Here is a 22,143-nt window from a genome sequence, read left to right as displayed (position 1 = left end):
AGCGGACCACCCGGACGACATCCGCGGGGCGATGAGGAGGACTCGTCCCTGGTGGTCGTCACCGTGGCGCCGGACCAGGGCGCCAGGGGAAGTAAATATATTTACCGCCGAGTACGCAAGGGCATGAAAAATTTCATGCCGGTCTGCCCCTGAAAAAGGGCCCCTGCCACGCGGCCGGGCCCGGGTCGGCGGCTCGCTCAGTCGTCCAGGAAGAAGGCGTGCTGCTCCGCCGCCTGCTCGTACTTCTCCAGCCGGAGCTGGGTGCGCTCGGGGTCGGCGTCGGCCATGGCCTGGAGCAGGGCCGCGCAGAGGACGCCCGGGGCCGCGTACGAGTCGAAGACCAGGCGGGAGCCGGTGGGCGCGGTGAAGGTCACATCCGCCTCGTCCACCAGGGGCCCGAGCGTGAGGTCGGTGACCAGCGCGACGCGCAGGCCCGTGCCGCGGGCGGCCCGGACGGCCGCCAGGGTCTCCTTGGCGTGCCGGGGCATGGCGAAGGCGAGCACCCAGGTGCCGCCCGCCTCGCGGGACTGGAGCAGCGCGTCGTAGGCCACGCTGCCGCCCCGGGAGACCAGGCGGACGTCCGGGTGGACGCGCCTGGCCGCGTAGGCGAAGTACTCCGCCAGGGAGACGGAGATCCGCAGCCCCAGCACGGTCAGGGGCACCGAGCGGGCCAGTTCGCGGCCGGCGTCCAGGATCCGGTCGGTGTCGGCGAAGACCCGGCGCAGGCTCTCCAGGTTGGCGATCTCGGCGTCGACGGCCGCCTGGAGCTCGTTGCGGCGGCTCTCCGCCCGGGCCTCCGGGGCGCCGGCGACCGCGCTCAGGGCGATGGGCTGGAGCGCCTCCCGGAGCGCGGGGTAGCCGTTGAAGCCCAGGGACGTGGCGAAGCGGGTCACCGAGGGCTGGCTCACGCCCACGCGTTCGGCCAGGTCCGTGATCGACAGGAACGCGGCCTCGGTGAGGTGGTCGGTGATGTACTGCGCGATGCGCCGCTGGGCGGGGGACAGCCGGTGGCCGCCGAAGAGGTCGCGCACGGTGCCCGCCGGGGGCGGCTCCGCCCCCGGGGACCGCCCGCCGGGAGTGATCGCGGACGCCTGCGCTCGTGCCTGCTGCCCTGATCGCACCGGTGTGCCCCCTTCTCGACTCTGCGGCTCAACATAACCCACAGGTCGTGCCGGGCGGCAGGTGATCGTCACCGCCGGTACGGGACCGGGATTCCGCTCCGCGGACGCGGCACTCCGGCGATGCCTCCGGCACCTAGTTCGCCCGCGGTCCGGGCGTCCCGGCGCGGCCGTCCCCGCTCGTACGCGCGGAACGCGGTCACGCACACCAGGAGGGCGGCCGCGAACACGGGCAGCCAGGCGAGCCGGGCGAGCACCCAGCCGGGCCCGTCGGGGAGGGTGTGGAGGCCGGGCAGCGGGCCGCCGGCGAGCAGGCCGGTCGCGGTGACCGCCATCATCGCGGTCTGGTGCCAGAGGAAGACCGTCATCACGGAGAGGTTCAGCAGGGCCACGGCCGCCCAGAGGGCGGGCCTACGGGTGAGGAGCCGCCGCAGCGGGCCGAGCAGCAACAGGGCCGCGCCGCACTGGGCGAGGCCGAAGGTGACGGCGGCGAGGGTGGGCGGGTTGAGGTTGGAGACGGGGGCGCCGGGGACGCCGACCATGGAGGCCGGGTAGCCGGCGTACAGGACGAGTGCGGCGGTGGCGGCTGTGCCGCCGAGCAGCAGGGCCCATCCGGTCGTCCGGCTGCTCGGGAGGCCCCGGGCCCAGGCGGCGCCGAGGCAGTAGGGGACGAGCCAGCCCGCCGCCACGTTGATCCAGCCGAGCCAGGCGGGGGCGCCGAGGCCGAAGCGCAGCACGTCGACGGTGAGGACGACGGCGAGCGGCCACGCCGGGTGGAGCCGGGCGACCAGCGGGGTCGCGGCCGTCAGCGCGGTGAAGACCAGCAGGAACCACAGCGGGGAGAGCACCAGCTTGCACAGCGTATGGACGGTGTCCGGACTGGTCCCGGCGGCGAGCATGGCGGCCGCCGCCACGGTCCAGACGGCCAGGACGGCGACGACGGGGCGGAAGAGCCGGGCGACGCGGGCGCGCAGCCACGCCCCGTAGGTGGTGCCCCGGGCGCGGGCGGAGGCGTGGCCGCGCGCGGCCACCAGCCCTCCGACGAGGAAGAAGACGGCCAGGGTCTGGAACACCCAGGACACGGGGGTGAGCGTGGGCAGGTAGGCCAGGGGGCTCGCGCCGTGGACCGTGCCGCTGTCGGCGACCAGGGCGGTCACCAGCCAGTGGCCGAGGACGACGCCGAGGACGGCCAGGGCGCGCAGCGCGTCGAGGGCGCGGTCGCGGCCGGGCGGGGTGGCGGCGTCGACGCGCCGGACGAGGTCGCGGAGGGCGGTGCGGGACATCAGCGGGCCGTCCCCTCGGGCGTCCGTCCGGAGGCGATCCGGGCGATGTTGGTCAGGGACAGGGAGCCGGGCTTGAGGTAGTCGCTGTGGCCGCCGTCGCCCGCCGGGAAGATCCGTGCGCCGAATCCGGGCGAGACGGGGTCGGTGCCGAAGCCCACGCTGGTGAAGGAGAGCGGGATCCGGGCGTGGGGTATGTCGCCGATCCAGTCGTCGGCGCCGCGGCCGGCCCAGACGGTGGCGCGGGTGCGCAGCGCGGCTGCGTTGTCGCGACCGGTGCCGGGGCTGCCGAAGAAGACGATGTCCGCGACGTCCAGGCCGGGCGCGGCGCTGCCGCAGACCACGGAGCCGTAGGAGTGGCACAGGAGGGAGATCCGGGCCGTGGGCGTGGCCGCGCGCAGTTCCCGGACGAAGTCGCGCAGCGCGGGGGCGGCGTCGTCGGCGAGGTCGGGGGTGATCGTGTCGGTGCTGAGCAGGGTGGGCGTCCGGTAGCCCAGCCAGGCGACGACGGCGGCGCGGTCGCCCAGTTGCCGCTGGAGGGCCGTCGCGCCGGCCCGCAGCCGCCCGTACGAGTCCAGGTTGGTGTCGGAGCCCGGTACGAGGACGGCTATCCGTTCGGCGCGGGAGAGGTCGCCGAAGACCTCGGTGGTGCGTCCGCCGTCGCGGCCGTCGAAGGAGAGGAAGTGCCGCGCGGGGTCGGCCATGGCGCGGAGGCCGGCGGCGCGCTTGTGGTCGCCGTGCGCGGTGGCGGCCCGTTCGGCTGCCAGGACGCCGGCACGGCCGGTGGCGTAGCGCTCGGCGAGCGTGGCCGGGGCCGTGTCCCGCAGCGGGGCGAGCGGGGCCGGGGCGGGTGCCGGTACGGCCGCGGGCCGGGCCGCGCCCGCCACCGGAACGGCCACCGAGGCGGCGACGAGGGCCGCGAGCAGGGTGCGGCGCAGGCGGCGGCTGCGAGGGCGGGGCGCCATGGGTGGGTCCTTCCGTACCGGATCTTTGGGGTTCGGTATGGAAGGTAGGGAGACGGCCGTGCGGTCGGCGTCCCGCCCGGGAGCCAGCTTTCGTGTAGCTCCGGAGTATGACGGGTAGGGGGCGGGGCCGATCGAGCGGGAGGGGAAGTCCGTGGGTGGGAAGGCCGTCGGCCTGATCCGTGGCCGGTAATCGACGTTGCGTCAGTTCTCTTGCGAAACTGGTCAGTTGTGCGATTGATGGGGTACGGGGGGTTATCTACGCTCGTGGGGTGACTCTTCCCACGGAACCCATCGGCAGTATCCCCCGCACCCCGGAGCTGCTCGCGGCCATGGCGGCCCACGCGTCGGGCGAGCTCGACGACGCCGGTCTCGCGGCGGCCCAGGACCTCGCGGTCCGCGACACGGTCCACCGCCTGGAGGCGGCCGGCTCGCCGGTCGTCACCGACGGCGAGCAGGCCAAGCCCAGCTTCGCGACCTACCCGGTCGCGGGGCTGGACCGGCTGGCGCCCGACGGCGTGGTCATCCCGTTCGCGGACGGGCACACACGGCAGCTCCCCCGGCTGACGGCCGGACCGCTGCGCTACACCGGCCACGCCGACCGGTATCTGGCGGCCGCCCGGCGGCATGCTCATGTGCCGGTGAAGCAGGCCGTCATCGCCCCCTCGGCGCTGAGCCTGCTCTATCCGTCCGACGGCATCGACGGCTATCCGCGCGAGGCGTTCCTGGACGACCTGGCGAACGAGTCGGAGGCGGAGATCCGGCGCTGCCTGGAGGGCGGCGCGCACGTGGTGCAGCTCGACTTCACCGAGGGGCGGCTCTCCCTGAAACTGGACCCCTCCGGCGGGGTGCTGGACCAGTTCATCGCACTGAACAACCGGGTGCTGGAGCGGTTCACCGAGGCCGAGCGGGCACGGATCGGGGTGCACACCTGCCCCGGCGGGGACCTGGACTCCACCCACAGCCTCGATGTCGACTACGCCGAGCTGCTGCCGAGGCTGCTGCGGCTGCGGGCCGGGAACTTCTACGTCCAGCTCGCGAGTGAACCCGATCCGGACAAGGTGCTGGCCGTCATCGCCGACCATCTGCCCGCCGACGTAAGGGTGTTCGTCGGGGTGACCGACCCGATCGACCCGGTCGTCGAGACGCCGGAGGAGGTGCGGGACCGGGTGCTGACCGCCGCCCGGCATCTGCCGGTCGACCGGCTGGGCACGTGTGACGACTGCGGCTTCTCCCCCTTCGCCGACGACACCTCCACCTCCCGCGACACGGCGTTCGCCAAGGTCGCCGCCCGGGTCGAGGGCACCGCCCTGGCGGCTGCGGCACTGGGGGTGTGACCGCCTACCCGTGAGCGGGTGGCGTGCGAGGTCGCGCACGCCACCCGCCCCTAGGGCCGGTCCCTCACGGCCGGGGGCACTCCTTCCACGCGAAGTGGTAGAGGGTGTTGATGCTGCCGTCGGTGGAGTCCATCGCCATGAGACTCGTCGTCCTGGTCGGGTCGGAGGTGCCGGCTTCCACCCGCAGCTCGGTGTTGATGTTGAAGTAGCGCATGGCGCCGCACGGGGCGTAGACCAGCTGATCGATGTCCGTGGTGTCGGACGCCTGCCAGTCGTCGTTCAGCGGGCCGTTGAAGTGGTGGTTGATGAAGGCGGTCTGGGACTGGCCCTGGAAGTAGTAGTTGGCCCGCTCCAGGCCGTTGGCGCCGTTCTCCAGGCGGGCGAAGCCCCGGTAGTCGGCCTTGGCGATCGCGTAGGTGAAGCCCTGGGGGACATGGACGTTCAGGCTGAGCTGACAGTTCTTCCGGAAGTCGGTGGGCTTGGCCCCCACACCGACCTGGGCGATGTAGTCGCTGTACGAGACGGTGAAGGCGGTGTTGTCCGGGGAGACGGCCACGTGCGCCGTCCCCGCCGGGCAGCCCGAACCGTTGACTCCCACCACGTCGATCACGATCTTGTCCGGGGGCGGCGCCACGCGTGCGGGCGCCGCCCCCGGGGTGAAGGTCGCGGCGAGGAGCGCCGCGGCCGCGCCACCGGTCGTCACCGGTCCGAACATCGAGTTCCCTCCCACTGCCTAGGGGCGCGCTCGGGCACCTGACGACCCCCGGTCAGGGGCATTCCTTCCAGGCGAAGTGGTAGAGGGTGTTGACGCTGCCGTCGGTGGAGTCCATGGCCAGGAAGCTGTTGGTGGACGACGGGTCGGAGGTGCCCGCGCCCACCCGCAGCTCGGTGTTGACGTTGAGGATGCGCTGCACGCCGCAGGGGGCGTAGACGAGGGAGGCGACGTCGGTGACGTCGGAGGTCTGCCAGTCGTCGCTGACCGGGCCGGCGAAGCGATGGCTGGCGGAGGCGGTCTGGGACTGGCCCTGGAAGTAGTAGCTGGCCTTCTCCAGGCCCGTCGCACCGCTCTCCAGGTGGGCGAAGCCGCGGTAGTCCGCCCGGGAGATGGCGTAGGTGAAGCCCTGCGGCACGTGGATGTTCAGGCCGAGCTGGCAGTTCTTGCGGAAGTCGGTGGGCTTGGAGCCGACGCCCACCTGGGCGAGGTAGTTGCTGTAGGAAACGGTGAAGGCGGTGTTGTCGGGGGCCACCGCCACGGCGGTCGTCCCGGCGGGGCAGCCCGAGCCGTTGACCGCGACCACGTCGATGACGATCCGGTCGGGCGGAGGAGTCTTCGCCGCCGCGGCGGCCTGGGGGGAGAAGGAGGCACCGAGGAGTACCACGGCGGCGCCGCCGACGAGGGCCGGTCTGAGCATGGGGATCTCCCTGCTGGTCGGGGGTGTCCGACAGGACGCCCTTCGCGCGGTCCATGGCAGCACCGGATATAAGACATGTACAGCTCAACTCCAGCCACCTCCGCTCCCCGCCCGCATCACGCCCCGACGGGCCCGGGCCGAAGGCCTGCCGCCGAGGTGGCGGGCGGCCCGCCGCCGTCCGCCGCCCCGGCGCGGTTCACATGCGGACCCTCCCGCTCCGCCAGCCGGCCTCGGGACGGTCGAACCACACATGGACCTGGCCGGTCCCGATGCCGCTCTCGTACGCGCCGAAGCGGCGTCCCGGGGCCGCGCACTCCGCACCGCCGAGCGCTCCGGCGAGCATCAGGTAGTGGCCGAAACGCGCCTCGGGGGCGAAGCGCCGGTACTCCGGCATCGTTGCCACGACCCGGTCGTGGCGGCCCTCCTCCAGCCACGCGATCCGTTGCTCGTCCGCCGCCCGGGCCTCGGGGGTGACGATGTTGTCCGGGTCCCCGGCCATGCGGTCGCGCAGCTCGGCCAGCGGCCGGAAGCGGTGCGAGAGTCCGCCCGAGGCCAGCAGCAGCACCCTCCGGTCGAGGTGGGCGACCGCCTCGGCGATGGCCTCGCCTGCGCGCAGATGGTCCTCGGTGGTCGCGGTCTGGCAGACCGAGACGGACACCCAGGGCGTCCCGGGCCGCCCGAGGTACGTCCAGAGGTTGAGCGTCGCGTAGTGGACGGGCAGATACGGGTCGTCGTTCGCGGCGAGCCACAGGGGGCGCCTGGCCGCGAACTCCTCGACCACCCGGCCGAGTTCCGGGTCGCCGGGCAGGTCGTAGGGCAGCCGGTTGATGGCGCCGGGCATCTCGTCCGAGGTGAACAGGCCCGTCCGGCGCGGATGGGAGGTGATCACCGTCTCGGTGGTGGTCGCCCAGTGGGAGTCGAGGACCACGACGGTGTCGTGCGCGGTCGTGTCGATCACCTCCTCGCGGAGGCGCCGCAGCCCGGTCGCGAGGGTGAAGTCGCGGCCGCCGTTCTCCTTGACGCGTACCTGCTCGGGGAACATGATGACGGGCGCGTGCGAGAGCAGGCCCGCGCCGACGATGTCGCCCATGGCGAGTCTCCTTTACGGGACGAGGAGGAGCTTTCCGGAGGTGCCGCGAGAGGCCAGGGCGGTGTGGGCGCGGTGCGCCTCGGAGAGGGGGTACGTCCCGGCGACGGTGAACGAAAGCGTGCCGTCGACGATGCCCCGGAACACCTCGCCCGCGCGCTCCTCGAACTCCTCGACGGTGACCCGGAAGTGCTCCAGATAGGGCCGGGTCAGGGTGAGCGAGCCGCCCCACAGCAGCCGCATCACGTCGACGGGCGGCACCGCGCCGCTGGCGCCCCCGAAGAGGACCAGCGTGCCGCGCGTGCGCAGCGAGGCCAGGCTCGCGTCGAAGGTGGCGGCGCCGACGCCGTCGTAGACCGCGTGGACGCCCTCCCCACCGGTGAGCGCGCGCACCTCGGCGGCCAGGTCATCGGTCTCGGTGTAGCGGACGACCTCGTCGCAGCCGTTGGCGCGGGCGGTGCGCTCCTTCTCGACGGTGGACACCGTGCCGATGACGCGGACACCACGCCGCTTGAGCATCTGGGTGAGCAGGAGGCCCACCCCACCGGCGGCGGCGTGGACGAGCACGGTCTCGCCGGCGCGGGCCGGGTAGGAGTCGTGGGCGAGGAAGTGGGCGGTCATGCCGTGGACGAGGACGCCGCCGGCGGTCCGCAGGTCGATGGCGTCGGGTACGACGACGGCCTTGTCCTCGGGCACGAGGACCCGCTCGGCGTAGCTGCCGAGCACGGTCGTCCAGGCGACCCGGTCGCCGGGGGCGAAGCGGGTGACGCCGGGGCCGACGGCCAGGACGACGCCGGAGCCCTCCTCGCCGGGCACGCAGGGCACGAGCAGCGGATAGCGGCCCTCGCGGCGGTAGAGGTCGATGAAGTTCACTCCGGCGGCGGCGAGTTCGACGAGGATCCGGCCCTCGCCGGGCCGCCCGGGGTCGGGCTTCTCCACGTAGAGCTGGACCTCGGGTCCACCGGTCTCCCGGATCTCGATGGCGTGCATCAGCGCTTTCCCTTCAGATCGGTGAGTGCGACGTCGTAGGTGCGCAGCCAGTCGTCCAACCGGACGGTGGACTCGACGAGGATCCGTTCGAACTCGGAGAGGCTGCCGTCGGTGGTCCTGCCGGTGAGGCGCTCCACCGCGCCGGCGTCGAGGTACGGGCTCAACGGCACCCCGTCGCCGGCGGCCGCGGTGAGGCCGGTGATGAGGGCGCGGTCGTAGGCGGGGTCCTGGATGGAGGGGTAGGCGGCCTTCTTGCGGCGGAGCACCGATTCCGGCAGCAGGCCGGCGGCGGCCGCGCGCAGCAGGGCCTTCTCCTCGCCGCTGAAGGTCTTCATCTCCCAGGGGACGTTGAAGACGTACTCGACGAGGCGGTGGTCGCAGAACGGCACCCGGCCCTCCAGGCCGACGGCCATGCCCATGCGGTCCTTCTTGTCGAGCAGGATGGGCAGCCAGCGGGTGAGGGTGACGTGGCCGAGCTCGCGGGTGCGCCGGTCCTCGGCGCTCTCCCCCGCGAGGCGGGGGACCTCGGCCAGGGCGGTGCGGTACAGGTCGGCCTCGTACTCGGCGAGGTCGATGCCGTCCACGAACCACGGGTGGAACAGCGACCGGGGGTCGAGGCCGCGGTGGGCGCCCAGCTTCAGCCAGGGGAAGGTGGTGGCCCCCCGCGCCTCCGGGTCGGAGAACCACAGGTAGCCGCCGAAGACCTCGTCGGCGCCCTCCCCCGACAGGGCCACGGTCGCGTGCTCGCGGACGGCGGCGAAGAGGAGGTGGAGGGAGACGTCCAGGTCCGCGAAGTTGAACGGCAGGTCCCAGGCGCCGAGGACGGCCTTGCGGACGGCCGGGGCGAGGAGCCGCGCCCGGTCCAGGGTGATCATGTGGTGGTCGCTGCCGACGTGCCGGGCGACCTCCAGGGCGTAGGGGCCGTCGGGAGTGGGGCGGATGGCGTCGGCCCGGAAGTTCTCGGTGTGGCCGGTGAAGTCCACGGAGAACGTGCCGAGGCGTTCGCCCTCGGCGGCCCGGGCGCGGGCGGCCAGCGCGGTGACGGTGCTGGAGTCCAGCCCTCCCGACAGCAGCGAGACCAGCGGCACATCGGCGACCATCTGCCGGGGCACGATGTCGTCGAGAAGCTCGCGGACGGTGGCGACGGTGGTCCGCAGGTTGTCGGTGTGCGGGCGGGCCTCCAGGGCCCAGTAGCGCTCCTCGACGATCCCGGAGCGGCCGACGCGCACCAGGTGGCCCGGCTTGACCTCGCGCATCCCCCGGAAGGGCACCCGGCCGGGGGTGCGCAGGAACAGCAGCGCGTCGCACAGTTCCTCGGGGCCGGCGGCGGCCTCGGTCAGGGGGTTGGCGAGGATCGCCTTGGGCTCGGAGCCGAAGAGGACGCCGCCGTCGGTCGGGTGGTAGAAGAGCGGCTTGACGCCGAGGCGGTCGCGGACGAGCAGCAGTTCCTCGCGGGCGGTGTCCCAGATGGCGATCGAGTACATGCCGTTGAGGCGGTGGACGAAGTCCGTGCCCCACTGGAGGTAGGCGCGCAGTGCCACCTCGGTGTCGCCGCGGGTGGTGAACCGGTGGCCGAGGAGGACGAGTTCCTCGCGCAGCTCGCGGAAGTTGTAGATCTCGCCCCCGTACGAGACGACGGCGCGGGGCCGGTCGCCGGGGCCGCGCTCGGGGGTGCGCATCGGCTGTGTGCCGTGCTCCAGGTCGATGACGGCCAGCCGCCGGTGGCCCAGGGCGGCGTGGGCGTCCAGCCAGACGCCCTCGGCGTCGGGTCCCCGGGCGGCCAGGGTGCGGGTCATGGCCGTGACGGTCGTGTGCTCGGCGGTGAGGTCGCGGGTGAAGTCGACCCACCCGGTGATGCCGCACATGTGGTGTCTCCGTTTCTCGGTCAGCGGTCGGCGGTCGGAGGCGGGGCGGGGCCGATCAGTCGGCGACGGCCGGGGCCTGCCACGGCCCCCGGCGCCAGCCGTCGGTGTCGTAGTCGTCCATGCAGTCCTGGACGAGGGCCTCGTAGCGGGCGAGGCTGCCGCGCTTGGCGGCCCAGCGCAGCGCGTCCAGCCGGACCTGTTCGCCGTTGCCGGAGTAGTTGCGCTCGTAGAGCTCGTGACGGCCGCCGAACTCGGTGCCGATCGCGTCCCAGACCAGCTTGAGGAGCTTGATCCGGTCGAGGGCGGTGGTGTCCGAGCCCCGGTAGAAGCGGTCGATGAGCGGCCGCAGTTCGGGGTTGGCGAGGTCGCGGACGCTGGAGGGCACCGCCAGCGGCGCGCCGCCGAGGGTCGTCTCGAAGAGCTCGTGGACCCGGTCCCAGATCTGGGCGTTGTACATCCGCATCGCGGAGGCGTGCTCCAGGCGGGGGACGACCGTGCCGCCGCTGCCGGGCTCGGGGTCGTACGCCATGGCGGAGGTGAGCGCCCACACCATGTCGCGCATGGTGATGATCTCGCCGACGGCGGCCTGTACGCCGCGGAAGGCATCGGTGCCGTTGGCCCTGGTGCCGCGGGAGAGCAGCCCGGCCATCAGCTCCAGCTTGACGCTCAGCCGGATACCGGACTGGAAGTTGTACAGGTTGGGGAAGCCGGAGGTGGCGTAGAAGCCGGTGGCGCGCTCGATGTCGCGGTAGACGAGGACGTCCTCCCAGGGGATCAGTGCCTCGTCGAGGAGGAGCACGGCGTCGTTCTCGTCGAAGCGGCTGCTGAGCGGCGCGTCGAACGGGTTCGTCCCGGCCTTGGCGTAGGGGGTGCGGCTGACGAGTTTCACCCCGGGGTTGTCCATCCGGACGAAGAAGACCAGCGCGAACGCCTCCGCCTTGCCCGGTGCGAGGGCTGCCGAGCCCACGGGGGCGACGAACCCGGCGTTGGTGATGGCCGAGCCCGTGGCCAGCATCTTCGCCCCGCTGACGACCACTCCGGCGTCCGTCTCGCGCACGGCGCGGACGTAGACGTCCGCCATGTCGTGGACGGCGCGCTTGCGGTCGACCGGCGGGTTGATGATGACGTGGTTGAGGTAGAGCGCCTTGCCCGCGTATTCGCGGTACCAGGCGTCGGCGTTGGCCGCGTACGGACCGTAGTAGGCGGCGTTGACGCCGAGGCCCGCCATGAAGGACGCCTTGTACTCGGGGGTGCGGCCGAGGAAGCCGTAGCTCATCCGCGCCCAGGTGGCGATGGCCTCGCGGGCCTCGACGAGCTCGGCGGCCGAGCGGCTGGGCTTGAAGAACTTGTGGGTGCGGATGCCCGTGGCCTCGTCGACGCCGGTGAGGACGTCGGCGGTGGCCGGGTCGTGGAGGGCGTCGTAGAGCCGGGCCACCGACAGGGCGGAGTTGCGGAAGGCGGGGTGGCGGGTGACGTCCTTGACGCGTTCGCCGTCCAGGTAGACCTGGCGGCCGTCGCGGAGGCTCTCCAGGTAGTCGTCGCCCGTCATGAGGGTGTCGTGGGTGGTCATCGCACCAGCCCCGGGTTGTCCAGCGGCGGGGTGCCGAGCACCTGGACGCGGCGCAGATGGCGGGGGGCGCCGCTGGTGAAGGCGTTCCGGCCGTGCAGCAGCGAGTAATTGTCGGTGACGACCAGGTCGCCGGTGCGCCAGCTGTGGGCGTACAGGTGCGCGGGGTCGTACAGGGCGGCGCGCAGGGTGTGGTGCGCCTCGGCGATCCCGTCCTCGGGCAGGCCCGTGAAGTGGAGATCGGGGTGGTTGACGAAGCCGGCGTCGGCCGTGGCCGTGGGCTCGTTGTAGCGGATGACGGGGGTGCCGCTGCCGGGGTGGGTGGTGACGAGCGGCGAGACGGTGACGCTGTCGTAGAACTCCATCTTGCGGTGGTAGGTGCCGGTCACCTGGGACCACTTGGCGACGATCGCGGGGTCGGTGTTCCGCAGTACGGCGGCGGTGTCGGAGAACGTGGTCTCGCCGCCGTTGCCCTCACCGGGGGCGTGGACGCACTGGAATATCTGGAACTCGGGTATCTGCTCGCGGTACATGCCGTCCCAGTGCATCGGCATGTAGCTGGAGTCGAAGATGTGGTCCTCGGGCCGTTCCTTCTCGACCAGTTCGAGGACGGTGCCGAACGGCCAGACGCTCGGCTGGCCCCATCGACCGCAGTACGCGGAGAGCTCCTCGGGCGTGCCGAAGGTGTCGAAGCCGCGCAGCAGCAGAACGCCGTGTTCGCGGACCAGCGCGCGCAGCGGGTCGACGGCGAGGTCGCGGACGTGGACGCCGGGTTCCGGTGCGTGGATCGTCACGCCGAAGGGGGCGATCGCCGTCACGGCGTAGCGGCTGTCGTCGAGCGGGTCGACGAGTGGTCCTTGCTCATCGGTCATGGTGGTCTCCTTGGGTGGTGAGGAGGGGTTCGCCCAGGACGCGGACCTGGCGGAGGCGGCGGTGGGTGCCGTCGGCCGGGGCCTCGCGGCCGTGGAGCAGCGCGTGGTTGTCGGCGACGACGACGTCGCCGGTCCGCCAGGCGTGGGCGTAGAGGTACCGGGGGTCGTACAGGGCCGTGCGGAGCCCGTCGAGGAGAGCGGGCACGGCGGTGGCGTCGATGCCGTCGAACTGGTGGCTGGGCCGGTCGAGGAGGTCCCGGTCGTCCTCGCGGGGCGGTTCGTGGTGACGGAGCGTCGGTGCCCCGTGGCGCGGGTGGGGGACGACGAGCGGGCGGACGGCGCGCGGTCCCCGGGGGACGCGGTAGGTGACCGTCACCGCCCGCCACGGTCCGGCCGGGCCGGGGCCGGCGTCCGCCAGCAGCCGGACGGTATCGCAGTACAGGGCCCGGCCCGCATGGCCGCCCTCAAAGGCGCTGACGCAGTCGAGGATCTGGAACTCGGGCGCGCACGGGTCGAACATGCCGTCCCAGTGCAGGGGCACGCGGCCCTTCTCGTCCGTGTCCAGGACCTCTCCGGCGCGCCCCCAGGCGCTCGCCCACTCGGCCGGTTCGCCGTCGCCGACGCAACCGGCGAAGCCGCGGAGGACGACGAGCCGGTGGCGGCGGACGAGTCGGCGCAGCGTGTCCACCGGGAGCTCGCGCAGGTCCCGGCCCAGGGAGCCGGGGCGGAGGAGGACGCCGAAGGGGGCGAGTCCGACGACGCGCACGCCGTCGGGGTGGAGGGTGGAGGTGGTGTTCACGCGCAGGCCCTGTTCCACGGCTCGCGGTGCGCGGGGGCGGGGAACCCCTCGGCGGCGGCCGGCTCCAGGACGTAGTGGCTGGGGCGCCCCGCCCGGTACGCCAGCGTGGCGCCCGCCTCCTCGGCCTCGGCCCGCTTCATGAGCGTGTAGCGGCCTCCGGTCTCTACGGCGACGCTGTGCCAGGGCGTCAGCCAGACGTCCGGGGTGTCGGCGAGCAGGATGCCGATCTTGTCAGTGGCGCAGGGCTGGGGGTGGATGGACAGCCGGACGGCGGCGGGGAAGAGCTGTCCCAGCAGTTCGCCCCACGCCTTGCTCCGCTGGATGACGCCGTAGGCGAGCTTGCGGCAGTGGCGCTGGAGGGCGGACCGGGTGCCGGTGTAGCCGGGGCCGGAGAGGTCCTCCAGCATGAACCGGGTGATGCCCCGGTACATGGCCAGCGGGGCGCCTCCGGCGCGGACCTCCTCGCGCAGTTCCTCGACCGTGGGGGCGTAGCCGGAGGAGAGCATGGCGCGCATGTCGATGTGGCCGGCGCCGCTGTAGACGTCGTCGAGGGTGAACTGCTCCAGGTGGGTGGCGCCGATCCTCTTGATCATCTGGTCGATGCCCCGGACGTAGCCGGTGACGTCCTCGTCGCTCACGCCGAGCAGGTCGTTGAAGACCCGGCCGTCGGAGCAGAGCAGAATAGCCGCGCCGGGCGGGTGAATGGCGGCGATGCGCTCGCACAGCCCGTCGAGGAAGCGCAGGGCGAGTTCCTCGGCGAGGTCGGGCAGCGGGCCGAGGACCTTGGCGGGGTTGGGGGACTTCGTCGGGAAGGCCGGCAGGACGAAGTCGATGCGCCGTCCGCTCTCCATGGCGCTGCACACCGTGTCCAGGTGGTGTCTGACGCACCGGAGGCAGATCCGTCCGGCGCAGCCTCCGTCGCGCAGTCTGCGCTGGTGGGCCAGGACCTCCCGGAGTACTTCTACGGCGGCCAGTTCGATATCGGGTGCGGCCGGATAGGACACCGCGTCTCCCTTCGTGGACGTGGGTCCCACCGTGCCGGTCGGGCGCATGAGAAACGCACAAGGACCGCACGGGGCCGCACAGCGCGGCGCGCGGGCCCGGTGGGGCCCGCGCCCCCCCCGCCCCCCCCCCCGCCCGGCCGCCCCCGCGCCCCCGCGCTGAGGTGAACGGGGCGGTTCGCCCCTTGTGTCGAGGGTCGTTTCGCCCCCCTATGCCGAGGGTGTCCCCTCGGCGAGGGGACGTGCCGGGGCGCCGGTGCGCGCGGCGGCGGCTATCTCCAGCCGGGCGCGCTCGGCCCAGTACGGCATGCGCAGGCCCCGGAACCCGGCCAGGGCCTCGGCGAGATGGCCCGCGCCCCGGCCCGGGTCCCCGAGCGCGGCGTGCGTCCGGCCCAGCCAGTACGCGGTGAGGGCCGCGCCCCGGCGCTCGCCGAGCTCGGCGAAGATGGACGCCGCCTCGCCGAGCGGGCCGAGCGCGCGGGGCGCCTGGTCGAGGCCGAGGCCTACGTGCATCCGGCCCAGCGTCAGCAGGGCGTACGCCTCGCCGGGCCGGTGCCGCACCATGCGGAACCCCGCCAGGGCACGGTGGAGATGGCGGGCGGCGCGGCCGAACCTGCCGTGCCCTATCTCGGCCCAGGCCAGCATCTGGAGGACGTCGGCGAGCGCGAGCGGGTGGCCCAGCCGCTCCGCCTCCTCCAGGGCCGGTTCCAGGACACCGATGGCCTCCGCCTCGCACTGCCGGCACAGCAGGGCGAAGCCCAGGCTGCGCAGGGCGACGACCCGGCCGTGGGCGTCGCCGAGGCGCTCCATGACGGCGGCGGCCGTCTCGGCGTCCTCGTGGGCGAGCCGGTCCATGCCCCGGTCGGCGACGGCGAAGCCGCGGTGGGTGCGCAGCCGGGCGGCGTGGTGCTCCTCGCCCAGCTCGTCGAGCCTTTCGATGGCCGGGGCCCATCGGGTCACCGCCTCGTCCACCTGCCCCCGCACGGCCAGGGCCCTGGCCAGGGAGCCCTGGGCGACCGCGGCGGCGACGGGGTCGCCGTCGGCGGTGGCCCGGTCGAGCGCGGCCTCCGCGACCCGTTCCCACTCGTCCCACCAGTTCCGCAGGTGGCAGATGTCCTCCATCGCGGCGGCGAGTGCGGCCGTCTGCGCGCCGTAGCCGGAGGCGGCGGCGAACTCGACGGCCGTGACCAGGCCGGGCCGTTCGCTCTCCAGCCAGCCGAACGGGTCGTCCGTCGCCGTGCCCGGGGCCTCACCGGCCCCCGGCCCGGCGACGTCGCCGGTTCCCGCCCGGACGAGCCGGTCGGCGGCGGCGCGGACACGGGCGAGACAGTCGTCGAGAAGCCGGGCCACTGCCGCCCGCCGCCACTCCGGGGTCTCCTCGGCGAGGGCACGCTCGGCGGCGTAGGCGTGCAGGAGGTCGTGCGTGCGGTAGCGGGGCCGGCCCTGGGCGTCGACACGGGCGACCCGCACGAGGTTCGCTTCGAGGAGGGCGGCGAGGAGGGCGTCGGTGGCACGGGCGGGCACGGGGGCGGCCTCATGGCCGGGGTCCGGGCCGGTGGCGGGGCCCGCGTCGTGCCGGGCCCCGGCCCCGTGGGCGGGGTCGTGGCGGAGCCCGTGGCCCGCCGGGGCGTGGCCCGGGTCGTGGCCGGGCTGACGGTCCGTTCCCGGGGCGGCGGCACGACCAGCGTCGGACCCCATGCCGAGAGCCGCACCGGGGCCGGTGGCGGGACCCGTTCCGAACCCCGCGCCGCGGCCCGCGTCAGGGCCGCCCACCCCGCGCGGGGCAGCGACCGCGTCCCCGTCCCGGGCCGTCAGGAGCGCCGTGAGCGCCCAGGACGGGAATTCCGGGGACGGGAGCATGCCGATGGCCCGGAAGGCCCTCGCGGCGTCGGGCGCCAGGTCGCGGTAGGTCGCGGCGAGCCAGACGTGGGCGGTGAGTTCTCCCGCCGGGTGCTGGTGTTCCTTGGGGCACGACCGGGCCTCGGCGAGGCGGTCGGCCAGGCAGCGCACCCGCCAGTGGGGGCGGCTCGCGAGGGCCGCGCCGGCGACCCGCAGCGCCAGGGGCAGCCCGGCACAGCCCGCCAGGACCTGTTCGGTCGCCTCCGGTTCCACCGCGAGGCGCCGGGTGCCGATGATGCGCCGCAGCAGGGTGGCCGCCTCCTCGTCGTCGAACGGGGCGACGTCGATGAGGTGCGCGCCGGCGAGGCCGGAGAGCCGGTTCCTGCTGGTGACCAGGACGGCGCATTCGGGGGCCCCGGTGAGCAGCGGGCGGATCTGGTCCGCGTCGCGCACGTCGTCCAGGACGACCAGCGCCTTGCGGTCGGCCGCCAGGGAGCGGAACATCGCCACGCGGTCCACCGTCGCCCGGGGCACGGACGAGCCGGGGACGCCCGCGCGCCGCAGCAGCTCCGCCAGGAGCGCGGCGGGCGTGCGCCGGGGGCCGCGCGCGCCGTCCAGGTGGAGGAACAACTGGCCGTCGGGGAAGGCGTGCCGCAGCAGGTGGGCGAGGCGGGTGGCCAGGGTGGTCTTGCCGATGCCCGGGGGGCCGGTGAGGACGACGACGGGTGCGGCCGGAGCCGGGCCGCCGGAAGGGGCGGTGGGCGGGAGCGCGCTCATGGAACGCGCGGCGGCGAGTTCGAGCAGCGCGGCGGCGCGTGACATCACCAGGTCGCGTCCGGTGAAGTCGGCGATGTCGGAGGGGAGCCGGGGATCCGGCCGCCAGACGGCCACGGGCCGTACCGGCTGGACGGGATGGACAGGCGCGTCGCCCAGCGCCGGGTCCCTGGTGAGCACCGCGCGGTGCAGTCTGCGCAGTTCGTCGCCGGGTTCGAGGCCGAGCTCGTCCCGGAGGGCGGCGCGGGCGAGGGCGTACGACTTGAGCGCGTCGCCCGGCCGGTGGCAGCGGTACTGGGCCACCATCAGCTTGGCCCACAGCGACTCCCGCAGCGGGTCACGTTCCACCTGCGTCAGCAACTGACCGACGAGTTCCCGGTGTTCACCGAGGGAGAGCCGGGTCTCGGCGTAGTCCTCGAAGGCGGTCAGCCGGGCCTCCTCCAGGCGTGCCACCTCGATCTGGAGGGCCTCGTGGTGCGTCACCCGGTCGAACGCGCCGCCGCGCCACAGCGCGAGCGCCTCCCGCAGATTGCAGACGGCGCCGCGCTGGTCCCCTTCCGCCAGCGCGGCCCGCCCCCGGGCCATCAGGTCCTCGAACCGGTAGAGATCCAGCTCGTCGGGGTCCACGCGCAGTTGGTAGCCGCGGTGGCCCAGGCTCAGCCGGTCCTCGCCGGAGGCGGGGCCGAGCACCCTGCGCAACGCGGCGACGTAGCTACGGACGTTGGCGTGGGCGGACGCGGGCGGGCTCTCCCCCCAGATCTCGTCGCACAGTCGGTCCGCGGACACGGCGGTGTTGGCGTTGACCAGCAGCGTGGCGAGCAGGGTACGTTGTTTCGGCCCGCCGAGCGGCAAGGGACGGCCGTCCGCGACGGCCTCGAGTGGCCCCAGCACCTTGAACTCGACGCGCGGCACCTCGACCCGCATGACCACCCTTCCCCCGGTCGCACGGCAGAGCGCGTGACCGCTCCGCTGTGCGCGACTCGGACGAACACAAGTCCGTCAACCATAGGGTGAATGCGGTGGACGATGTTCCACTTGCCGTGGCAAGGGGTAGTAGGGACCGCTACTCCTCGATGGCCCCGCCCACGGCCCGCAGGTGGTCACGGAACGTCAGGGACGGGTCCTCCCGGCGCCGGGCGAGATAGGCGCCGAAGCGCACCTGGTCGCGCAGGGACACCCCCGCGCGGATGCGTTCGGCCTGCCGTCGCTCGGTGTCGCGGATCGTCTCCGCGAGCGCGACGAGCTCCCCGGCGCGGTCCGCCGGAAGGAACAGCACGCCGTCGTCGTCGCCGACGACCACGTCCCGGCGGCCCACGGTCCACTCCCCCACCGTGGCGGACTCCAGCGCGTCGCCGGGCCGGGCGTCGAGGCGCAGGGGGCCGGTCGGGACGGCCCCGAGGCTGAAGACCGGCAACCCGATGGCCCGGATGTCAGCGGTGTCGCGGTGCAGCCCCCAGATCACGACGCCCTCCAGCCCGGCGCCGCGGGCCTCCAGCACGGCGAGGTCGCCGACGCACGCCTCGTCGAGCCGTCCGTCGTTGTCGACCACGAGGATGTCGCCGGGCGCGGCGTTCTCGAACGCCTCCAGGAAGACGTCGACGCTGCCGACGTGCCGGGCGGGCAGCACCCGGCCGGCCAGCCGCCCGCCGGGCTCCACGGCGCTCAGCCCGGCGGGCCCGCAGCGCACCGGGACCCGGGCGCGTACGCACGCGTCGGCCAGGTGGGCCGTGGTCAGGGACGCGCAGCGCTTCCGAAGCTCGTGCTGGTCCATGCGGTCTCCCCCCTCATGGTTCCTCGGGGGCTCAGTCTAGGCACGGGTACCGCATACGACAGGGCGGCGGCGCCCCGGGTGGGGTGCCGCCGCCCTGTCGCGACTGCCGGTCTGATCAGTACGCGGAGTTGACGTTGTCCATGGAGCCGTACTTGTCGGCCGCGTAGGCGCAGGAGGCGGTGATGTTGGCGACCGGGTCGTAGATGTTCCAGGACGTGCCCTCGACGTGATACGCCTTGAACGTCGGGTCGATGATCTGGAGCAGGCCCTTGGACGGGACGCCGTTGACGGCGTTGACGTCCCAGCCGTTGATGGCGTTGGGGTTGCCGGTCGACTCACGCATCACATTGCGCTTGATGCCCTCGTAGGAGGCCGGGATGCCCTTGGAGCTCAGGATGTCCAGGGACTGCTTGATCCAGCCGTCCAGATTGTCGCCGTAGGCCTTGGCGGCCGGGGCCGCGGGGGCGGCCGGCTTCAGGGCCTTGCGCTCGGTGGAGCGGCTGGCGGCCTCCTTGGCGGCACGCTCCTTGTCGGCGGCCTTCTTGTCGGCCTGAGCCTTGGCGTCGGCCTCGGCCTTGTCGGCGGTGGCCTTCTTGGCCTCGGCGGCGACCTTGGCCTGCGCGATGGCGGCGTCCGTCTGCTGGGTGAGCTCGGCCTGCTGGGTCTCGCCGAAGGAGTCGGCGTTCCACGCGACGGTCTTCATGGCGTGGGTGCCGGCGGCGGTGGCCGGCACGGCGGCCAGGGCGACAGCGGCACCGGCGGCCACGAGGACAGCGGTGGCGGAGATCTTGTGGGCCTTGGGCAGAGCGGTATAGCCGGAGATGGTGGAGCGCATAACTGAGCCGAACCTTCCAATCGCGTGAGTCGCAGTGGCCGTCATTGGCGCGAAGAAAGCGCCGCGTCTCGATCGACGGCGCCCTGCGACTCCGCAATTGTTAGCGGCGGCCGGACCCGCTGGCAAAGGTGTGACCTACTACCCCACACCCCCATGAACGAGGTCCAGACCACCCCGGAAATGTCCGTTTTGCACCGTACGGACGACCCGGCGCCCCACTAACCGCCTTCGTATGTGATCCAGCCCTCATGAGCGGCCTCACAGCGAACCCCCTCACCACCCACTCGGGGTGACGGTCCGGACACGCCTCGTCCCGCCTCCCCGCCCGATTCGGGGCCACACCCCCCGTTGTCCGTTAATCGGTGACACTCCCCCATCCATCGGTCAACTCACGACCAACTCTTCGTCGTGGACCTGCCAAGCATCCGGATTCGGTGGCACGCTCACCACGGCTCGTCCGAACGAGCCTCGAACAACCCCACCGAACGCACCGAACGCACAGCAGGCACCACCCCGGCGACAGTCCGCCGCCGGGCCAGCGCAGGCCGTCGAAAAACGGCCGGGCCCAAGGAGTTCGCGTGAGACCCACCCCCCATGACGACGACCGCCGTTCCTCCTTCCGCTCCTCCCGCGCCTCCCGCCGGACGCGGATGAGCGCGGCGTTCGTCGCCACGGCCGCGATGGTGGCCGTGGGCGTCCAGGCCGGCACCGCCGGCGCCGCGCCGGGTACGGCGACCGCGTCGGCCGGTGCCGCCGCGGCGTCCCCCGCCCAGCGGACCGCCCTGATGTCCGCCGCCCAGAACGGTGCCGGGTCCACCGCCCGGTCGCTGGGCCTCGGCACGCAGGAGCGGCTGGTCGTCAGGGACGTCGTCAAGGACGCCGACGGCACCGTGCACACCCGCTACGACCGGACGTACGCGGGGCTGCCCGTCCTCGGCGGCGACCTGGTCGTGCACGTCAAGGGCGACCGGCGCACCGTCACCAAGGCGACGTCCCGGAGCATCGCCGTGCCCAGCACCACCCCCAAGGTCCCCGCCGCCACCGCGCAGCGGACCGCGCTCGCGCACGCCTCCGACGCCAGCCTCGCCCGCCCGGCCCAGGACAACGTGCGCAAGGTCGTCTGGGCCGCCTCCGGGAAGCCGGTGCTGGCCTGGGAGTCGGTGGTCACGGGAACGCAGAAGGACGGCACCCCCAGCCAGCTGCACGTCATCACCGACGCCACCAGCGGCAAGAAGCTCTACGCCTTCGACGGCATCGAGACCGGCACCGGCACGGGCCAGTACAACGGCCGGGTCACCATCGGCACGACGAAGAGCGGCAGCTCGTACCAGTTGCGCGACAACACGCGCGGCGGGCACCAGACCACCGACCTGCGCCAGGGCACCTCCGGCAACGGCACGCTGTTCACCAACTCCTCCGACGTCTGGGGCAACGGCAGCGCGAGCAACCGGCAGACCGCCGCCGTCGACGCCCACTACGGCGCGCAGGAGACCTGGGACTTCTACAAGCAGACCTTCGGCCGCAGCGGCATCCGCAATGACGGCGTCGCGTCCTACTCCCGCGTCCACTACGGCAACAGCTACGTGAACGCCTTCTGGGACGACAGCTGCTTCTGCATGACCTACGGCGACGGCCAGGGCAACACCCACCCGCTGACCTCCCTCGACGTCGCGGGCCACGAGATGACCCACGGCGTCACCTCGGCCACCGCGGGCCTGGAGTACAGCGGGGAGTCCGGCGGCCTCAACGAGGGGACCAGCGACATCTTCGCCACCGGCGTGGAGTTCTTCGCGAAGAACCCCAGCAACCCGGCCAACTACCTCATCGGCGAGAAGATCGACATCAACGGTGACGGCACCCCGCTGCGCTACATGGACCAGCCCAGCAAGGACGGCGCCTCCCTCGACTACTGGAGCCCCGACGCCGGCAGCGTCGACGTCCACTACTCGTCGGGCATCGCCAACCACTTCTTCTACCTGCTCTCGGAGGGCAGCGGTACGAAGACGATCAACGGCGTCACCTACAACAGCCCCACCTACGACGGCTCCTCCGTCCCCGGCATCGGCCGGGACAAGGCCCTGGCCGTCTGGTACAAGGCGCTGACCACGTACATGACGTCGACCACCGACTACGCGGCCGCCCGCCAGGCGACCCTCCAGGCCGCCGCCGACCTGTACGGCAGCGGCAGCACCGAGTACCAGGTCGTCGGTAACACCTGGACGGCGGTCAACGTCGCCTGACGTGACCCACACGCCGACGGCGGCACCCCGGGAGTGGGGTGCCGCCGTTTCGCGACTGCCGGTCTGATCAGTACGCGGAGTTGACGTTGTCCATGGAGCCGTACTTGTCGGCCGCGTAGGCGCAGGAGGCGGTGATGTTGGCGACCGGGTCGTAGATGTTCCAGGACGTGCCCTCGACGTGATACGCCTTGAACGTCGGGTCGATGATCTGGAGCAGGCCCTTGGACGGGACGCCGTTGACGGCGTTGACGTCCCAGCCGTTGATGGCGTTGGGGTTGCCGGTCGACTCACGCATCACATTGCGCTTGATGCCCTCGTAGGAGGCCGGGATGCCCTTGGAGCTCAGGATGTCCAGGGACTGCTTGATCCAGCCGTCCAGATTGTCGCCGTAGGC

18 protein-coding genes are annotated in these 22,143 nt (G+C 73.1%); 2 read left to right on the top strand and 16 right to left on the bottom strand.

The genetic code is table 11. The features are described from left to right. Positions 1-197 precede the first annotated feature (197 nt). The 3 genes from AB0E98_RS30730 to AB0E98_RS30720 form a co-directional block, all read right to left on the bottom strand. Positions 198-1,121 carry a MurR/RpiR family transcriptional regulator gene (locus AB0E98_RS30730; protein WP_361709007.1) on the bottom strand — a complete coding sequence of 308 codons (924 nt, stop codon included), beginning with the start codon at positions 1,119-1,121 and terminating at the stop codon, positions 198-200. A 68-nt stretch (positions 1,122-1,189) separates the two neighbouring features. Continuing rightward, positions 1,190-2,401, bottom strand: a complete 1,212-nt coding sequence (locus tag AB0E98_RS30725) for an acyltransferase (protein WP_361709004.1) — start codon at positions 2,399-2,401, stop codon at positions 1,190-1,192. Continuing rightward, positions 2,401-3,363, bottom strand: a complete 963-nt coding sequence (locus tag AB0E98_RS30720) for an alpha/beta hydrolase (RefSeq protein WP_361709002.1) — start codon at positions 3,361-3,363, stop codon at positions 2,401-2,403. The genes AB0E98_RS30725 and AB0E98_RS30720 overlap by 1 nt, the downstream gene beginning before the upstream one ends. Before the next feature lie 269 nt (positions 3,364-3,632). On the opposite strand from AB0E98_RS30720, the gene AB0E98_RS30715 reads away from it, so the two are divergent. Further along, complete coding sequence (locus AB0E98_RS30715; protein ID WP_361709000.1) at positions 3,633-4,697, top strand: cobalamin-independent methionine synthase II family protein; 1,065 nt, start codon at positions 3,633-3,635, stop codon at positions 4,695-4,697. Positions 4,698-4,761: 64 nt separating this feature from the next. Here the strand turns inward: AB0E98_RS30715 and AB0E98_RS30710 are convergent, their stop codons facing one another. The 12 genes from AB0E98_RS30710 to AB0E98_RS30655 form a co-directional block, all read right to left on the bottom strand. Beyond that, on the bottom strand, positions 4,762-5,412 hold the full coding sequence (locus tag AB0E98_RS30710) for a DUF4360 domain-containing protein (RefSeq protein ID WP_361708998.1): 651 nt from the start codon (positions 5,410-5,412) through the stop codon (positions 4,762-4,764). Between the two features lie 52 nt (positions 5,413-5,464). After that, positions 5,465-6,109, bottom strand: coding sequence for a DUF4360 domain-containing protein (locus AB0E98_RS30705; protein WP_361708996.1), 645 nt, complete (start codon positions 6,107-6,109; stop codon positions 5,465-5,467). Between the two features lie 196 nt (positions 6,110-6,305). Continuing rightward, positions 6,306-7,199, bottom strand: coding sequence for a catechol 1,2-dioxygenase (locus AB0E98_RS30700; RefSeq protein ID WP_361708994.1), 894 nt, complete (start codon positions 7,197-7,199; stop codon positions 6,306-6,308). A gap of 12 nt (positions 7,200-7,211) precedes the next feature. Further along, the gene (locus tag AB0E98_RS30695) at positions 7,212-8,186 is read right to left on the bottom strand and encodes a quinone oxidoreductase (RefSeq protein ID WP_361708991.1); all 975 of its coding nucleotides are present in this window, start codon (positions 8,184-8,186) and stop codon (positions 7,212-7,214) included. Continuing rightward, positions 8,186-10,051 carry an asparagine synthase (glutamine-hydrolyzing) gene (gene asnB, locus AB0E98_RS30690; protein ID WP_361708989.1) on the bottom strand — a complete coding sequence of 622 codons (1,866 nt, stop codon included), beginning with the start codon at positions 10,049-10,051 and terminating at the stop codon, positions 8,186-8,188. Before asnB ends, AB0E98_RS30695 begins: the two co-directional genes overlap by 1 nt. Positions 10,052-10,106: 55 nt before the next feature. Beyond that, a complete protein-coding gene (locus AB0E98_RS30685; protein WP_361708986.1) occupies positions 10,107-11,621 on the bottom strand; it encodes a 4-hydroxyphenylacetate 3-hydroxylase family protein in 1,515 nt (504 codons plus the stop codon). Beyond that, complete coding sequence (locus AB0E98_RS30680; RefSeq protein WP_361708983.1) at positions 11,618-12,490, bottom strand: TauD/TfdA family dioxygenase; 873 nt, start codon at positions 12,488-12,490, stop codon at positions 11,618-11,620. Before AB0E98_RS30680 ends, AB0E98_RS30685 begins: the two co-directional genes overlap by 4 nt. Beyond that, positions 12,480-13,289 (bottom strand): TauD/TfdA family dioxygenase, encoded by an 810-nt coding sequence (locus tag AB0E98_RS30675; protein WP_361708980.1) that lies wholly within the window; start codon positions 13,287-13,289, stop codon positions 12,480-12,482. Before AB0E98_RS30675 ends, AB0E98_RS30680 begins: the two co-directional genes overlap by 11 nt. Beyond that, positions 13,286-14,293 carry an isocyanide synthase family protein gene (locus tag AB0E98_RS30670; RefSeq protein WP_361708977.1) on the bottom strand — a complete coding sequence of 336 codons (1,008 nt, stop codon included), beginning with the start codon at positions 14,291-14,293 and terminating at the stop codon, positions 13,286-13,288. Before AB0E98_RS30670 ends, AB0E98_RS30675 begins: the two co-directional genes overlap by 4 nt. A 207-nt stretch (positions 14,294-14,500) precedes the next feature. After that, positions 14,501-17,827, bottom strand: a complete 3,327-nt coding sequence (locus AB0E98_RS30665) for a BTAD domain-containing putative transcriptional regulator (RefSeq protein WP_361708975.1) — start codon at positions 17,825-17,827, stop codon at positions 14,501-14,503. A gap of 139 nt (positions 17,828-17,966) precedes the next feature. After that, positions 17,967-18,674: an RraA family protein gene (locus tag AB0E98_RS30660; protein WP_361708972.1), complete on the bottom strand. Its 708-nt coding sequence runs from the start codon at positions 18,672-18,674 to the stop codon at positions 17,967-17,969. 115 nt (positions 18,675-18,789) lie between these two features. Next, positions 18,790-19,509 (bottom strand): transglycosylase SLT domain-containing protein, encoded by a 720-nt coding sequence (locus tag AB0E98_RS30655; RefSeq protein ID WP_361708970.1) that lies wholly within the window; start codon positions 19,507-19,509, stop codon positions 18,790-18,792. A 650-nt stretch (positions 19,510-20,159) separates the two neighbouring features. Here AB0E98_RS30655 and AB0E98_RS30650 point away from each other — a divergent pair. Then, entirely contained in the window at positions 20,160-21,749 is a 1,590-nt protein-coding gene (locus AB0E98_RS30650; RefSeq protein WP_361709105.1) for a M4 family metallopeptidase, read from the top strand. A gap of 67 nt (positions 21,750-21,816) precedes the next feature. Here AB0E98_RS30650 and AB0E98_RS30645 read toward each other — a convergent pair. Next, the coding region (locus AB0E98_RS30645) for a transglycosylase SLT domain-containing protein (RefSeq protein ID WP_361708967.1) at positions 21,817-22,143 on the bottom strand (327 nt) is incomplete at its 5' end.

This window comes from Streptomyces sp. NPDC037389, assembly GCF_040636475.1.
GTDB lineage: Bacteria > Actinomycetota > Actinomycetes > Streptomycetales > Streptomycetaceae > Streptomyces > Streptomyces hesseae.
This window is presented reverse-complemented; position numbering and strand designations above follow the sequence as displayed.

Coding starts and splice junctions, on each gene's coding strand:
- AB0E98_RS30725 (WP_361709004.1), bottom strand. CDS start 2,401: ATGTCCCGCACCGCCCTCCGCGACCTCGTCCGGCGCGTCGACGCCGCC.
- AB0E98_RS30720 (WP_361709002.1), bottom strand. CDS start 3,363: ATGGCGCCCCGCCCTCGCAGCCGCCGCCTGCGCCGCACCCTGCTCGCG.
- AB0E98_RS30710 (WP_361708998.1), bottom strand. CDS start 5,412: ATGTTCGGACCGGTGACGACCGGTGGCGCGGCCGCGGCGCTCCTCGCC.
- AB0E98_RS30705 (WP_361708996.1), bottom strand. CDS start 6,109: ATGCTCAGACCGGCCCTCGTCGGCGGCGCCGCCGTGGTACTCCTCGGT.
- AB0E98_RS30700 (WP_361708994.1), bottom strand. CDS start 7,199: ATGGGCGACATCGTCGGCGCGGGCCTGCTCTCGCACGCGCCCGTCATC.
- AB0E98_RS30695 (WP_361708991.1), bottom strand. CDS start 8,186: ATGCACGCCATCGAGATCCGGGAGACCGGTGGACCCGAGGTCCAGCTC.
- asnB (WP_361708989.1), bottom strand. CDS start 10,051: ATGTGCGGCATCACCGGGTGGGTCGACTTCACCCGCGACCTCACCGCC.
- AB0E98_RS30685 (WP_361708986.1), bottom strand. CDS start 11,621: ATGACCACCCACGACACCCTCATGACGGGCGACGACTACCTGGAGAGC.
- AB0E98_RS30680 (WP_361708983.1), bottom strand. CDS start 12,490: ATGACCGATGAGCAAGGACCACTCGTCGACCCGCTCGACGACAGCCGC.
- AB0E98_RS30665 (WP_361708975.1), bottom strand. CDS start 17,827: ATGCGGGTCGAGGTGCCGCGCGTCGAGTTCAAGGTGCTGGGGCCACTC.
- AB0E98_RS30660 (WP_361708972.1), bottom strand. CDS start 18,674: ATGGACCAGCACGAGCTTCGGAAGCGCTGCGCGTCCCTGACCACGGCC.
- AB0E98_RS30655 (WP_361708970.1), bottom strand. CDS start 19,509: ATGCGCTCCACCATCTCCGGCTATACCGCTCTGCCCAAGGCCCACAAG.
- AB0E98_RS30650 (WP_361709105.1), top strand. CDS start 20,160: ATGAGCGCGGCGTTCGTCGCCACGGCCGCGATGGTGGCCGTGGGCGTC.